Source organism: Pontibacter sp. GD7 (assembly GCF_058216375.1).
Genome location: NZ_JBYZMP010000017.1, coordinates 1 through 14983, shown reverse-complemented (window position 1 = coordinate 14983; position 14983 = coordinate 1). Strand labels below are relative to the sequence as shown.

At 47.6% G+C, this 14983-nt stretch carries 9 protein-coding genes; 7 read left to right on the top strand and 2 right to left on the bottom strand.

Annotated features, from left to right (window positions below; all coding sequences use genetic code 11):
* Window positions 1-12 precede the first annotated feature (12 nt).
* From AC4BAP_RS18355 to AC4BAP_RS18345, 3 genes are read left to right on the top strand one after another with little or no spacing between them, the layout of a single operon-like run.
* On the top strand, window positions 13-1740 hold the full coding sequence (locus AC4BAP_RS18355) for a peptidase domain-containing ABC transporter (RefSeq protein WP_490584138.1): 1728 nt from the start codon (window positions 13-15) through the stop codon (window positions 1738-1740).
* Between the two features lie 3 nt (window positions 1741-1743).
* Window positions 1744-3114, top strand: a complete 1371-nt coding sequence (locus tag AC4BAP_RS18350; protein WP_490584137.1) for an HlyD family secretion protein — start codon at window positions 1744-1746, stop codon at window positions 3112-3114.
* Window positions 3114-4535, top strand: coding sequence for a TolC family protein (locus AC4BAP_RS18345; protein ID WP_490584187.1), 1422 nt, complete (start codon window positions 3114-3116; stop codon window positions 4533-4535). The genes AC4BAP_RS18350 and AC4BAP_RS18345 overlap by 1 nt, the downstream gene beginning before the upstream one ends.
* A gap of 312 nt (window positions 4536-4847) precedes the next feature.
* On the opposite strand, the gene AC4BAP_RS18340 is transcribed toward AC4BAP_RS18345, so the two are convergent.
* Window positions 4848-5732 carry a sulfite exporter TauE/SafE family protein gene (locus tag AC4BAP_RS18340; protein ID WP_490584136.1) on the bottom strand — a complete coding sequence of 295 codons (885 nt, stop codon included), beginning with the start codon at window positions 5730-5732 and terminating at the stop codon, window positions 4848-4850.
* Window positions 5733-5910: 178 nt separating this feature from the next.
* Here AC4BAP_RS18340 and AC4BAP_RS18335 point away from each other — a divergent pair, with 178 nt between their 5' ends.
* Together AC4BAP_RS18335 and AC4BAP_RS18330 are read left to right on the top strand one after the other, a co-directional pair.
* A complete protein-coding gene (locus AC4BAP_RS18335) occupies window positions 5911-7101 on the top strand; it encodes an alpha/beta fold hydrolase (protein WP_490584135.1) in 1191 nt (396 codons plus the stop codon).
* Window positions 7102-7301: 200 nt separating this feature from the next.
* A complete protein-coding gene (locus AC4BAP_RS18330) occupies window positions 7302-8990 on the top strand; it encodes an IPT/TIG domain-containing protein (protein WP_490584134.1) in 1689 nt (562 codons plus the stop codon).
* A 61-nt stretch (window positions 8991-9051) separates the two neighbouring features.
* Here the strand turns inward: AC4BAP_RS18330 and AC4BAP_RS18325 are convergent, their stop codons facing one another.
* Window positions 9052-11598 carry a lamin tail domain-containing protein gene (locus tag AC4BAP_RS18325; RefSeq protein ID WP_490584133.1) on the bottom strand — a complete coding sequence of 849 codons (2547 nt, stop codon included), beginning with the start codon at window positions 11596-11598 and terminating at the stop codon, window positions 9052-9054.
* Between the two features lie 443 nt (window positions 11599-12041).
* Between AC4BAP_RS18325 and AC4BAP_RS18320 the strand changes: the two genes are divergently transcribed.
* Window positions 12042-13031 (top strand): aspartate-semialdehyde dehydrogenase, encoded by a 990-nt coding sequence (locus AC4BAP_RS18320; protein ID WP_490584132.1) that lies wholly within the window; start codon window positions 12042-12044, stop codon window positions 13029-13031.
* An 896-nt stretch (window positions 13032-13927) separates the two neighbouring features.
* A complete protein-coding gene (locus AC4BAP_RS18315) occupies window positions 13928-14842 on the top strand; it encodes a hypothetical protein (protein ID WP_490584131.1) in 915 nt (304 codons plus the stop codon).
* The last annotated feature ends 141 nt before the right edge of the window (window positions 14843-14983 follow it).

The window sequence follows — 14983 nt, the reverse complement described above, 5'->3', positions numbered from 1 at the left end:
CAGAAAGCTTACATGAAAGTAGAGAAGAAATTTTCCCCGATGCAGCGCTTTATACAGTTGCTGGCCATTGAGCGACGGGAAATTCTATATATGTATGTCTATGCTTTTGCGGCAGGACTTATAAGTTTAATGCTTCCGTTGGGCATTCAGAGTATCATTGGCTTTGTATCCAGCGGACAGGTTACGGTGTCGGTTATAGTACTGATAAGCCTGATCGTGCTGGCCCTGCTGATTGTGGGAGGATTGCAGGTAATGCAACTATGGCTGGTAGAGTTTATACAGCAGCGCCTTTTTGCCCGCACAGCCTCTGAGTTTGCTTACCGCGTACCCCGCTTCCAGCCGGAGGCGTTGCTAAAGTACTACCCACCCGAGCTCATGAACCGCTTTTTTGACGTGGTTACCCTGCAGAAAGGCGTAGCAAAGATCCTGGTAGACTTTTCTACAGCTGTGATCCAGATCATCTTCGGCCTGATCCTGCTTTCCTTCTACCACCCATACTTTATTTTCTTCGGACTTATACTTGTGGTAGTACTGGTGGCCATTATCTGGCTAACCGGCGAAAAAGGCATCGAGACAAGTATAAAAGAGTCGAAGTATAAGTATAAACTGGTGGCCTGGCTCGAAGAAATGGCCCGCTCCCTGAGCACCTTTAAGCTGGTGGGCCATACTAACCTGCCCATGGATCGCACCAATTATTATGTTAAGAATTACCTTGATGTGCGCCGAAAGCACTTCAGCATACTCATGACGCAGTATTATAGCTTCGTGGGCTTTAAGACCTTTATTACAGGTGGCCTGCTGGTGCTGGGCTGTATCCTGGTGGTGCAGCAGGAGATCAACATTGGCCAGTTCGTTGCTTCCGAGATCATCATCATCCTTATCATGACGGCCGTTGAGAAGATCATCATTAAACTGGACACGGTATATGATGTAATGACGAGCCTGGACAAGATCGGACAAGTAACGGACCTGCCTGTGGAGGAGATCAAAGGTATAAAGCTGGATGAACTGGACTCAGATGGAGGTCTAAGTATAGAGGCCCGTAACCTGACTTACCGCTTCCACGATTCTAAAAAGATAGCCCTTGATAACATCACCTTCTCAATAAAACCGTCCGAACGCGTGTGCCTGGCTGGGTTTAACAGCTCAGGGAAAAGCACACTTATAAATATGCTGTTAGGCCTGTTACCATCCTATGAGGGCGTGCTGGCCTTTAACGGAGTTTCGATGCACGATCTGCACAAGGGCAACCTACGCAGCCTCATCGGAGACAATATCTCGAAAGAGCAGGTGTTTGATGGCACACTGTTGGAGAACGTGACACTGGGCCGTGACCTGCCTATGAAAGACGTGCTGTGGGCAATAGAGTTAAGCGGACTACAGGACTTTGTGTACAGCCAGCCTGATGGCATCCACGCTTACCTGACGGGTGGCAGCATGCGTTTGCCTGGCAGTGTGGCCCGAAAGATCATTATGGCGCGAAGCCTGGTGCAAAGGCCTAAGCTACTCATACTTGATAACCTGGCAGGCATGGCAAGAAAAGAAAAGATGGAGCTATTGAGCATGCTCACTAGCCCGCAGTTCGACTGGACCATGATCATTGTAACCAATGACAGGGATGTGATGGAAGTATGCGACCGCACCCTACTGCTGCAGAACGGACGTGTGGTCGCCTTTGAAGCATATGACCAACTAAAGGACCTGCATATTTTACATGAATTAACAGAAGTAACAATATAAACTATGGCTTTCAAATTAGAAAAGTCTGAGAATAAGGAACACCCTCAGCTGGAAGTGATGGCTGAGGTACAAACGCCTCGCATTGGCCGCAATCTTAGCTACTGGATCGGCATCATCTTCGCGATCGTACTTGCCTGCCTGTTCCTGCCCTGGACGCAGAACATCCGCTCGCAGGGTACGCTTACAGCCTTAACCCCTGAAGACAGGCCACAAACCGTTGAGGCCACCATTGCAGGCCGGATTGAACGCTGGCACGTTATGGAGGGAGCCTTTGTAAAAAAAGGCGATACCATTGCCAGCATCTCCGAGATAAAGGAGAAGTTCATGGACCCAAACTTACTTACCAACCTGGAGCAGCAGGTAGAGGCCAAGCAACAAGCCGTCAGCGCCAATGAGAATAAGATACAGGCCATGCAGGAACAGATAAAAGCCTTGCGCGAGGGCCTTGACTTTAGTCTGCAGAAAGCCCGCAACAAGGTAGAACAAACCCGCCTGAAGCGTCAAAGCGACAGCATGGACGTGGTGGCGCAGCGCACAGAGCTGTCTGTGGCAGAGTCGCAGTTTCAGCGCCAGGAAAACCTGTACAAGCAGGGTCTGAAATCGCTTACGGAACTGGAGCAACGCCGCCTTAAGCTGCAGGAGGCACAAGCGAAACTACTATCACTGATAAATAAGTTTGAGGCTACCAAGGCTGAGTTGCAAAATGCCCGCACCGAGTTAAGCTCATTAAAGGCAGAGTATGGCGACAAGATTGCCAAGGCAGAGGCTGAACTCAACGCCACACGCTCTTACGTGTATGGCACACAGGCCGAAGTTGCCAAAATGCAAAGCGAGTACAGCAGCACCAAGGTCAGAAGCCAGTATTACCAGATCGTGGCACCTCAGGATGGCTACGTGGTACAAACCCTGAAAGCAGGTATAGGCGAAACCATAAAAGAAGGCGAGGCGCTGGCCACCATTATGCCACGCGACCCCGACCTGGCGGCGGAGCTATACATTAACGCACTGGACCTGCCGCTTATAAAGCGCGGGGATGATGTACGGCTGCAGTTCGAAGGCTGGCCTGCCCTGGTTTTCTCCGGGTGGCCTGGCGCAAGCTTTGGTACTTTTGGAGGTATAGTAGCGGTTATAGACAACACAGGTACCAATGGCAAATACCGCATGCTTGTAGTACCTGACCCTAAGGATGAACCTTGGCCAGACGCGCTGCGCGTAGGTTCTGGTGTATATGGCTGGGCCATGCTAAACACAGTGCCTATCTGGTATGAGATCTGGCGACAGCTAAACAGCTTTCCGGCAGACTATACAGCCCCGCAACCTGCCAAGGATAAGAAAAGCAAAGCCACCACCAAAACTGAGGAGGAAGAAAAGTGATGCAAACTCGGGTATTTATACTTTGCCTGTTCATAAGTCTGATTAGCGGCCGGGCATATGCCCAGGCACAGGACTCGGTGCAGGTGCTTACCCTGGAGCAATATCATAGCATTATACTTGCAAACCACCCGGTTGCCTCGCAGGCCAGGCTACTGACCGAACAGGCACGCCAGGAACTCAGAATTGCCCGTGGTGCCTTTGATCCGGAGATAAGCAGCAAACTGCAACGGAAAGAGTTTAACAGCAAAGAGTACTACAACATCTGGGATAACACGCTGCGCGTGCCGCTTTGGTTCGGACCTGCTTTAAAGGCGGGGTTCGAAAAAAACCAGGGACAGTTCCTTAACCCGGAAAAGAATACTCCAACAGATGGTTTAAGCTATGCCGGCATAACTGTTCCGCTGGGGCAGGGTTTATTTATTGATGAGCGCCGCGCCACCCTGAAGCAGGCCAAGCTGATGCAGGGCATTGCAGAGGCTGAGCGCGTGAAACTAATAAACAAGCTGCTGTTGGAGACTACAAAAGATTACTGGGACTGGCTGTTTCAGTACCGTACCGTGCAGTTATACCGGGAGGCACTGGACCTGGCGGACTTTAGGTTACAGGCCGTGCAAATCAGAGCGCAGGAAGGCGACCTGGCTGCCATTGATACCGTTGAAGCCTTAATGGTGGTACAGGACAGGCAAGTGCAGTTGCAGCAGGCCCTGCTAAACTATAACAATAACCGCCTGAAGGTAGCAGTCCACTTGTGGGCCGAGAATGCAGTACCCCTGGAACTGGAGGAAAACACGGTGCCCACCCTCCTGGGAAGTGAGATCGCAGCCCTGCCCCCGGACTCGCTGGAGCAGTTGTTGCAATTTGCCCGGAGAAACCACCCGGAATTAGTAAAGCTGGATCTGAAGGGCGCACAACTGGAGATTGAGCAGCGTTTTGCCGCTGATAAGCTGAAGCCTAAAATAAACGTGGACTACAATGTGCTGCAAGGCGATTTCTACCTTAATTCTGAGGCGCTGGACCAGCAGTATTTAGGCAACAACTATAAACTGGGTGTGAGCTTTAACTTTCCGCTGTTCTTACGGCAGGAACGAGGCAAACTACAGCTAACCAAGGCAAAGCAACAGGCAAATGCATTGGAGTTGGTGCAGTCGGCACGTGAGATTGAAGCCGGCATAGTGGCGGCTTATAACGATTGGCAGGCACTGGAAGCGCAGATACTCTTACAGGAGCGGGCTGTAGCTAATGCTTTAACGCTGCGTAACGGCGAAATTACCCGCTTCGAGAACGGCGAAAGCTCTCTCTTTCTCATCAACTCCCGTGAGATGAAATACCTGGAAGCCCAGGTAAAGCTCTACGAACTAAGAGCCAAGTACGCCAAAGCCAAAACATTCCTGTACTGGGCCGCCGGCGATATGGTGGATTGAGGTGATGTTTGGTTATTCGTTATTGGTTGTTGGTTATTAGGGGATGTAGAGACGCAATATTTTGCGTCTTGCAAGCTATAGCACAATCAGTTTTGCTTTGGCAATACCGGTTAAAGTATAAAATCTAAGTATGGATTACTTTCCGGACCTCACAGCGTCTTCCAGACCTGTGAGCGTCTTAACGTTGTAGCTACCAAGACGCAAAATATTGCGTCTCTACATTTCCCAACAACCAATAACAAACAACAATTAACGATAACCGCGTTTCTACATTTACCTAATAACCAATAACTAACAACCAACATCCAAACATCACCCTTTCCTGCCAAACCACTGCTGCACGGTAGTGGCTAGGTGCGTGAAATTCGCCTCGCTGGCACCATAATTATCGTAGGCAAACTTCAGGATGATGCCGGAAACAACCACCAGGAACAGCACACGCACAAAACCTACGCCGCGTTTAAGGGCAGTACGGGTGCCTAGTTGGGAGCCGATAATACTGCAAACCGCCATCGGGATAGCAACCTCGTAGATCACATGGCCTTTGTAGGCAAAGTATAAAAGCGCAGATAAATTGGTGGCGACGTTTACCACCTTAGCAGCAGCAGAGGCCGCCAGGAAGTTAAACCCGAACAGCCCGATAAAGATAAAAATAAGGAAACTGCCCGTGCCTGGTCCGAAAAAGCCGTCGTAAAAACCGATGGCTGCCCCGATAAGCAAACCGTACACCCGCTCTTTCCGCTCGCTTAGCTTAGGGGCATGCAACGAGCCAAAATCCTTTTTTATAAACGTATACACCGCCACCAGTACCAGCAGTACCAGAATAAGCGGTTTTAGCAGGTTGGCGTCAATGTGGCTAAGCGCCCTTGCTCCCAGAAAGGAAAATATGAAAGCCGCACCCGCCGCCGGAAGTATGGCCCAGTAGTTGATATCAACGGTGCGCACGTACCGCACCATCGCGGCTGTGGTACCGGATATACCGGCAAACTTACCTGTGCCAAACGCAGTAGGCAGCGGCACACCAGGCAGGAAAACCAACAGGGCAGGCAATTGAATCAGGCCTCCCCCACCTACAATCGAATCAATGAACCCGGCCATAAAGGCAAAGAAACACAGGTAAAGTATACTTTCTATTTCCACTCTAAAATCTGTAAGTATAGCAACTTGCAAACCCGCATCAAGCACTCTGACTATCAAGCAGCTGCATTCGCTTTTGTTATTTAAAAAAAGTGGCGCAAGATACACCAATACCACGGCATCTGATGCAGACCTGCCATAATATTTATAGTGAGAGGCTGTAAACGCTTTGATGGCACTCTTCTTGTACACCTCTTGTTACAAAACTGCATTTACCTCTAACCTAAATTCATTACCTGTGATCAGACTACTGCTAATTTACACCCTCCTGTTTACTACGCTTGTTACCCACACCAGCTGCGACAAAGATGCAGTTGCGGCCCCGGTAGCGGAAAAAGAGCTTTACGTTTCATCTGAGTTGGTTACCACTGTGCCCAAGGCGCTGCTCCAGTCACTGGCCTCGGCAGATGGTTTTGGCATTTACTCCGACGAGATAAAGTATGGCGTTTCGGTATACAGGCTGCAGTATTACACTACTTACCAGGGCCGGGAGCTAAAAGCATCTGGTTTGGTTTGTGTGCCTGTTGGCATGGCTACACCGGCACCGGTTATCAGTGCGCAGCATGGCACTATTTTCACACAGAACGATGCACCTTCCCGTTTTACAGGCCTTTCGGGTTTTGAGCTTTTTGCTGCTGCGGGGTATGTAACGCTTATTCCGGATTACATCGGCTTTGGCGCCTCCGGAGATGTGTTCCACCCTTACTACGATCAAAAACACTCTGCCCATGCTGTGGTGGATATGATAAAGGCCAGCCGCAGGTTTTATACAGAGAAGAACATCAACGTAAACGAGCAGCTATTTCTGGTAGGTTACTCGGAGGGTGGTTACGTAACGCTGGCTGCCCAAAAAGAAATTGAAACAAACCCACAGCATAACCTGAAAGTAACGGCCTCGGCAGCAGGGGCAGGCGGTTACGACCTTAGCAGCATGCTTGCCGGTGTTACCTCAGGCCAAACGTACCCTTATCCGGCTTACCTGGCTTATGTATTGATGGCCTACAACAATACCAACAACTGGAACCGCCCCTTAACAGACTTCTTCCAGGAGCCTTATGCCAGCAGGCTGCCTCAGTTGTTTAATGGTAAAAACGGAGGTAGCGCCATTAACCGTGAACTCACCACTGATCCTCAGAAACTGTTTAACCCTGTGTTTTACAACAACCTGAAGGATGCCACCAAAGAGCTTACCCTAAAGCAGGCCTTACTGGCAAACAGCTTCCACGATTGGGCACCACAGAGCCCGACCCGGCTGTACCATGGCACCTCCGATGACATTGTGCCGTTTACCAACTCCAAACTGACTTATGAGCGGTTTATGGCTAAAGGAGCATCACAAACAGAGCTGATAAGTATAAACGGCGGCACGCACAGCACCTCTTTCATACCTATGCTGCAGTCACTTATACCCTGGATCAGATCATTCTAAGCCTGACACTGCAAGAGCCCCGCAAGTAGAGTTGCGGGGCTTTTATTTTCTGGATAAGTATAACCTGTATCTAATGTTAAATCTTTTATCCTATATTGGGCCTTCAAATTAACTATTTCAGCATCAAACACCTTGCATGTATTCACAGGCTGCTTAGCTGCCCTTGATACAGCTATGATCTAACAAACAGTAAGCCCTTTATGAAATCATTTGTACGCCGTGCTACATACCTGCTAGTATTGTTCGCCTTGTTTCTGCTACAAGCCTGTAAAGACAAAGAAGATACTATACAGCCTGAAGTTAAAACGGAAGAAATTGTGGCTACCTCGCCTTCAGAAGCAACTTTGCAAGGCAACATTGTAAGCAAAGGCAAGTATCCCGTAGCTGACTATGGTTTTATATATGGCCCCTCTCCTGAGCTGAATCTTGAGAGAGGGCTAAAAATTTCTTTGGGTAAAGATGCCACAGTGGGTGCCTATAGCAAAGAGGTAAAAAACCTGCATCACCACATCACCAATAAAAGCAACCCCATCCTTTATGCCAGAGCGTACATGACGACCGAAAAGGGTACTGTCTTTGGTCAGGTCACCTCTGTTAAGCTTCCCTCTACCACCATACAGGGGGTTTCGCCAAACACTGGCAAAGCAGGCGAAACCATTGCCATTATCGGCAGCTTTTATACCAGTAACCCCGACGATGTGCAGGTAACTTTTGCCAATAAGATTGCCAAAAAAGTAGAGGTAAGCCCCAACAAAATTGTGGTAGAAGTTCCTTCTGCAATTGACCTGGGCTATTATGCTATAAACAGGCAGGTGCCTGTAGTGCTTAGGTTAAAAGATGAGGTTTTCAACGTCTCCTCTACTTTCAAAGTACTTCCAACCATCAAAGATTTTTCTCCTAAGTCAGGGCAGGCAGGTACTGTAGTGCTGATCTCCGGCGACAACTTTGTCTATAATTCCTTCAACGGAGCTGCCAGAGTGTTTTTTGGCCAGAAGGAGGTAACAACTATCACCAATGGCTCCTACGAGTTGCGGGTTACTGTACCTACTGGTTTAACCACCGAGAAAGTACCCATCTCTGTGCTCATAGATGGGGTTACCACCGTTCTGCCAGAGGAATTTACTTTGCTCCCTCACAGCATAAGCTCTGTTTCTCCGGCTGCTGGCATGAAAGGTAGCTCCATTACCATAAACGGAAGCGGCTTTCCTGTAACCTATCCATACGGCAACTCTGTGAGTGTAACAATTGGCGGCATTCCAGCCATTATCAGCCATGTAACCTTCAACCAGATTTATGTAACTGTACCGCAGGGAGCTTATATTGGAAGCAACGACGTAGCCGTTACGATTGGCGCCCACACCGTTAAGGCTCCGCAGCTGTTCGAGGTTATTGCGCCAGCTGTCTCCTCCTTCTCCCCTGCATCTGGCGGAATTGGGAAAGAGATCACAATTTATGGTGTATTTCAGGCAGGGCAGTCTTACACCGTATACTTTGGTTCGGTGGCTGTAACCTCGTCTCTTGCCACTTCTAATACCATAAAGGTTGCTGTTCCGGCCAGCGCACTACCGGGAGCAACACAGATTTCTGTGCTATTCGGAAACACCAGGGTATACACAGCCGATGACTTTACCGTTTTAGAGCCGCAGATCACTTCGTTCACACCAGGAACCGGGGCTGCTGGCACAACCGTGACCTTAAATATAGCCAACTTCACGCCTGGCTACTACACTATGGTAAAATTTGGTACAGTGGGGGCACAGATAATAAGCTATACAGCCTCAACCATGCTGGTAAGGGTACCGACCGGCATTACCGGCCCTGTTAAAATAAGCGTTGTGCACACCGGAAGAACCATTACCAGCGCAGAGGACTTTATTATCACCGACTAACTCTTCACAGCTTTTCCAGGTCAAAGTATAGCCGGCACCAAAGCCATACTTTGACCTGGATCTAAAACCTCCCAGCAACCACTACCCGCTCTTTAAACTCTCGCTTTTCACCGTTCAGCCCGAACAACTCAATATAAAATATATAAGTACCAATATTGGCCTTTGAGCCATCCTGACGCAGGCCATCCCACCTGAAAAAGCCATTGGTTGCCAGCAACTCGTTACGAACCAGCTTTTTTATTTCACGCCCTTGTGCATCGAAAATGGTGATGTTAGCCACAAAGCCTGTCCGGTCAGCGGAATAGTTAATGGTGGTAAAATCCTCATAGCCATCGCCATCCGGAGAGAATACCTTTGGCTCTATCGTGAACACCTGCTGTGCCTGCACACTGCGCTGCGACTGCGAATTTAAATAACCCGGAGTGGCAAACACCGTTGTAGCCGCCGAATGGAAATTACTGGCCACCGTAGGCCCATCCAGCCTGATCCGCTCCAGCGATACCCCATTTTTATCATCTATCAGGGCAAAGTGCATGTCAGCGGAATAACTGAACCTGTCGGCGGTACGGTTATTGGGTTGCAGTACCACCACGGTTCCGGCCGCATCGGGGTAGCTTGGCAGGCTGCTCATGCGCAAAAAAGTCTGCTGCCGGGCTGCAGGGTAGTTGCTTTTGATATTGTCGGGGTTGGAGGTAAGCACCACATATTGCCCCGGTGCCAGCACATAATTAGCGGTGGTTATACTTCTGATGTTACTGATCGTGTCGCCGGAAGTGTTGGCCAGTTTCCAGTCTTTCAGGTTGATATACTTGTCGCTTCGGTTTACCAGTTCCACAAAGTCTACGCCGTTGGGGCGCGGGTTAAAAAGTATCTCATTGATCACGACATCGCCGGGTTCAGGGGCAGAGGGCAAGGCAAAAGTTACGGTTAGCTGCAGATTGCTAAGGTTTCCTGAGCAATCGGTTATACTTTGGGCTGCTAAGGTATAAAGCTGCCTTTCCTGCAAGGGGGTGGCTAGTGTAAGTATAACATCCGTAAACAGCGGACCCTGTACCTGTACGTTGGCTATAGTTATACCTGAACTTATACTGTAATTGGCTATACTTGCTGCCCTTGCGCTATCCAGGCGTTCGGTAAAACGGAGCAATACTTTGTTGGGGGCAATGGCGGTGGCATCTGTAATGGAAGGTGGCGTATTGTCGGGGTTGGTTGCTGCTACTGAGTTGGCTTGTGCCGGTGTCCCGCCACGCGGGTCTACGGCTGCTGTCCAGTTTTCGATACCGGCGCAGGGGTTGCTCACATCGATCATTTCCAGGCTCCAGCCACCATCTTTCTTATTGTTGTTCTTGTACCACGTATCCGAATAGTTTACCGCATAAATCAGTTTCCCGTTGGGTTGCCTCAGTTGCAGCAACTCGCCGCTATTGTTAAGGCTCGGAAAATTGCTGATGCCGATCACCTTGCCATACTTTGTAAAATTCGCCACCTGCGTATTGGGCACTACTACCGCATACTCGCCGGGCATAAGCTGCACGTTCGGGAATGTGGTAGTAGAGGTAGCATCAGAGTACCGGATGCCTTGCAGCGTAAATACTTTGTTTGTGGTGGTGTTGTAGATTTCGATGTACTCCTGGGCAGGTAATCCTACAACAGGCGTTTCGTCGGCCATGATCTCCGTAATGATCAGCTCGTTGTAGCCGGGTAAAACTGCCGGAGGTATAAAAGTAAAGCTGCGCTCGATAGTGCTGCTCAGGCGATTGCCGTACAAATCCTGGAGATTGGCTATACTTAGCGTGTTATTGCCAATCTTAAAGCTTTGCCCGAATACCAGCTTAACTGTACCGACTTCCGTTAGTTCTGCTCTGATGGGATTTATACTTCCGTTTAAAGTATAGTTGGCTATACTTTGCGCTTGCTGTAAAGCCAAAGGCTCGTTAAACCGAAGTATAAGTTCTTGTACCGTTGGCACCTGCAATTCTTCCAGTTGAGGAGGTTGGTTATCCGTTATCCTGAAATCATCGAAATAAAAGTTCTTCCCGTTAGCTGAAGTATACTTGAGCAGCACCCCAAAGTATGCGGAGCGTTTATGGGTGGCATCGGTGGCAGTACCTTGGCTGGTATAACTCTGACCGGTACCGGTTAAGTCTATACTTAACTCCCATTGGTGATTTATACTTCTGGTTACACGCACCCGCACAATATTGTTAGTGCCCCCTATTGTCCCGTCCTGCCCGTTAATGATCATAACAGCAGACTTACCGGCGTCTTTCCGGTACAGGCTCACCTCGTCGGCGGTGTTGCCGATGCGCACAAAGTAGCCGCTTGTTGTGCTCCCGTTCAGGTCGGGGTTATCTGCAATCAGCCATACATCGGTGTAGTTAGTAGAAGAAGTAGCCAGTTTCAGGTTGGCCCAGAACTCCCAGGTAGTGCCCACAACTGCCTGCGAGGGCGTTACTAGTTGCAGCGTAGTACCTGTAACAGCAGGGCCATTGCTTTGCAGCTGATTTTGGGCATTAACAATAAAGCTACTAACATCGCCTGTCCAGGTAGGGTTTTGGGTGAAGTTGCCGTCGGAGAAGCTTTCCTGTAGCTGACTGTGCGCCCACAACGGAAGTAGCAGAAGTATCAGACCTCCCCCTAGCCCCCTCCTAAGAACAGAAGCTGAAATTAGAACGCTACAAGCTTTAGCAATTTTACAAGCTACAGTTTTTAATTTCTTGTAAGTCGTTCTGGTAAAGTTTGTTTCATGCATAGAGATTGTGGTAAAAACTTACTTTATTTGCAGCCGCATCGGCAAAAATCCGCCTGGTGCCCGAGCAAACAGAGCCGTTCATAGGTTTGAAAAACGCTGTGAGGTCGGGCACAACAAGCCCCTTTCGTAATTTTAGAACTATTACGGCAGGCATGGGCGTTAGTTGAGAGTTGAGAGTTGGGAATTTTGAATGAGTGATGGAGTGGATGAGTGAATGACTTAATAACTTAACGATCCAGCAATCAACAATTAACCACATTAGCACATTACATAATTAGCACATTAAATATATACCCTAAATGAAAGTAGCAGTAGTAGGCGCCACAGGTTTGGTTGGCGGTGAAATTTTGAAAGTACTGGCGGAGCGCGACTTCCCGGTAACGGAATTATTGTTGGTTGCTTCTGAGAGATCTGTTGGTAAACAGATGGAGTTTAAGGGTAAACAGATAAAGGTTATCGGGATGCAGGACGCCATAGCGGCTGCCCCGCAAATTGCCATTTTCTCCGCTGGCGGCGGCACCTCTACCGAGTGGGCCCCTAAGTTTGCCGAGGCTGGCATTACGGTAATTGATAACTCATCGGCGTGGCGCATGGACCCTACCAAAAAGCTGGTAGTGCCTGAGATCAACGCCAAAGAGCTGACAAAAGAAGACAAGATCATAGCTAACCCGAACTGCTCTACCATACAAATGGTGGTAGCCCTGAACAAGCTGCACGAAGAGCTAAAGGCGAAGCGCATTGTGGTAAGCACTTACCAGTCGGTGACGGGTACAGGCGTGAAGGCGGTAGAGCAGCTGATGAACGAGCGTGCCGGCAAGGAAGGCGAAAAAGCTTATCCGTATACCATCGACCTGAACGTGCTGCCACACATCGACGTGTTCCAGGATAACGGCTATACCAAAGAGGAGATGAAGATGATCCTGGAAACAAAGAAGATCATGGGCGACGACTCTATCCGTGTTACAGCCACAGCAGTGCGCATACCGGTAATGGGCGGCCACTCGGAGTCTGTGAACGTGGAGTTTGAGAAGGATTTTACACTGGACGAAGTATACCGTATACTTGGCGAAACAGAAGGTGTTGTTGTGGTAGACGACGTTAAAAACCTGCAATACCCGATGCCGCAGGATGCCCACGGTAAAGACGAGGTATTTGTAGGCCGTGTTCGTTTAGATGAGACCCAGCCACGCACACTGAACATGTGGATCGTGGCCGACAACCTGCGCAAAGGCGCTGCTACTAACGCCGTGCAAATTGCGGAGTACTTAGTAAAGCACGAGCTGGTGTAGATTAGTGCGTATCACGACACACGTATCACGTAGTACGATAAAGTATAAATAGTAAAAGCTCTACCGGACTTCCCAGTCTGGAGGCTAACTGACGGGGACTTCATAGTCCCCGTTTTTTATGGATATGGTTTTTCTACAAACGATTAACCCACCCCTCCCAAGAGGGGAATACCGCAATCGTGTTAGTTAACTTTTCTCCTATTTATTTAAGGTGTCAAGTGAAAAAATATTTTGCTTCCAGGAAATAGTTAAAGACACGGGATAAAGTAAATCGCCTCTTGGGAGCAGGATCGTTTCATTCTACTATTTTCTGGCGCGAATCTCCAGATTCGTGACTTACAAATAAGGTTGAGTCTTCCCGGGACTCTGCCCGAGACTGGCTTCCTCAACTGGCCCGGAGGGCCAATAGTACAGGTTGAAAGTATGGCTGCTTATGATCTAAGTATAGAATGAAACGGCCCTACTCTTGGGAGGGGTAGGGGTTCTGCTCATTTACAGTATTTGAGAGATATTATATTCTATAATTTTGCTTATCTTGAATCAACCAGCATTTGGCCTTTTTGCTAGTCAAATATTTAGAACTAAAAAGGCTTAAAAAGACTACATAAAGGGATCCCACTCTCCGCATATAGTGCAGATAGTAGGAGTAGATACTCCTGCTACACAGTAGTTGGGTGCCATTGTGAGAATATTTTCACCCAGCGGCAATAAAAAAAAATCAGCAGAAGAGTGTATACGCAACATTCGCAGCATGGCTTCTGGAATATGGTTTTTGACTTAATTCCCTCAACATAAAGAAACAGGGATTTACAATGGGTAGCGCAAGAAAAAATAACGGCATTTAACTACTTGTTAAACAAATACTCTAAAACATTAGCTGTATCCAGTAAACTTATATGATATTAAAAAACGCTCCTCTTGTAAAAGCTCTAAATGTTATAAAGTATTTGGCAATCTATTATCTATCTATAAAGATGATATGTTTTGCAATCCCGAAATTTCTTTTTATGCAATTTAGAATATTGCATTATGAATCATTTATTCCACTAGCAGAAATTTCAAAACTACAACATATGTGGTCTTTCTTTGGAAGGTCATATAACTATAACTTATTTATTGGAATAGTTGAATTTGTGATAGGAATTCTAGTTGTGTTCAATAAAACTAGATTGATCGCATTATTGTTATCACTCGGCGTTTGTGCAAATATTCTAATCTTAAATATTGAATTTGATGTCCATTTTGCGATACAACATGTTTCTGTTGACTTAGCAATCACTATATTGCTATTGACAGAATATTACAAGGATCTATATCATTTTTTTATTGAGCTTGGAGGGAAATTGAGAATTCAAGTTAACTCGGCAAGTAGTGGTTTCTTGAAAAAGCTACCTTTTTTATATGTTATAATATTTCCAATTGGGTATTTTGTTTTTGCTTATAAACTGAGATCAAGTGTTGATGAAGAAATTGTCGGAAGTTATAGAATTAAGGATTTTCAATTAAATGACAGTTACCTTGAAATAGAGCAGGGAAAATTGGGTAAGTCCCCAATGATTTTTTTTGAACGCAATAATTTGGCAGTTTTGTCTATAAATGACAGCATTTATTTTGGTGGTTACTTAACTAAAAATGACTCTATTACTATTTATTTTAGAACTCCCATAGTTGAAAACATCCGAAAAATTAAAGGTGAATTAATAAATCAAAGTTTATTAAGGGGGGCGATAAGCGATAGTGTTTTAATTAATATGGAGATCGAAAGACTTCTGCCTGAAGAAGATTATCTAAACAACCTATACACTCAGTAAGAGCAGAAAAACAAAACCACCCAATCGAGTAGACGGCCCCGCCAGTGTTAACTGACGGGGTGCGCCTCTCACACCACCGTACGTACGGGTCGCGTATACGGCGGTTCGTCAAGGATAGCACAGCCGCTCTTTACACCAGCT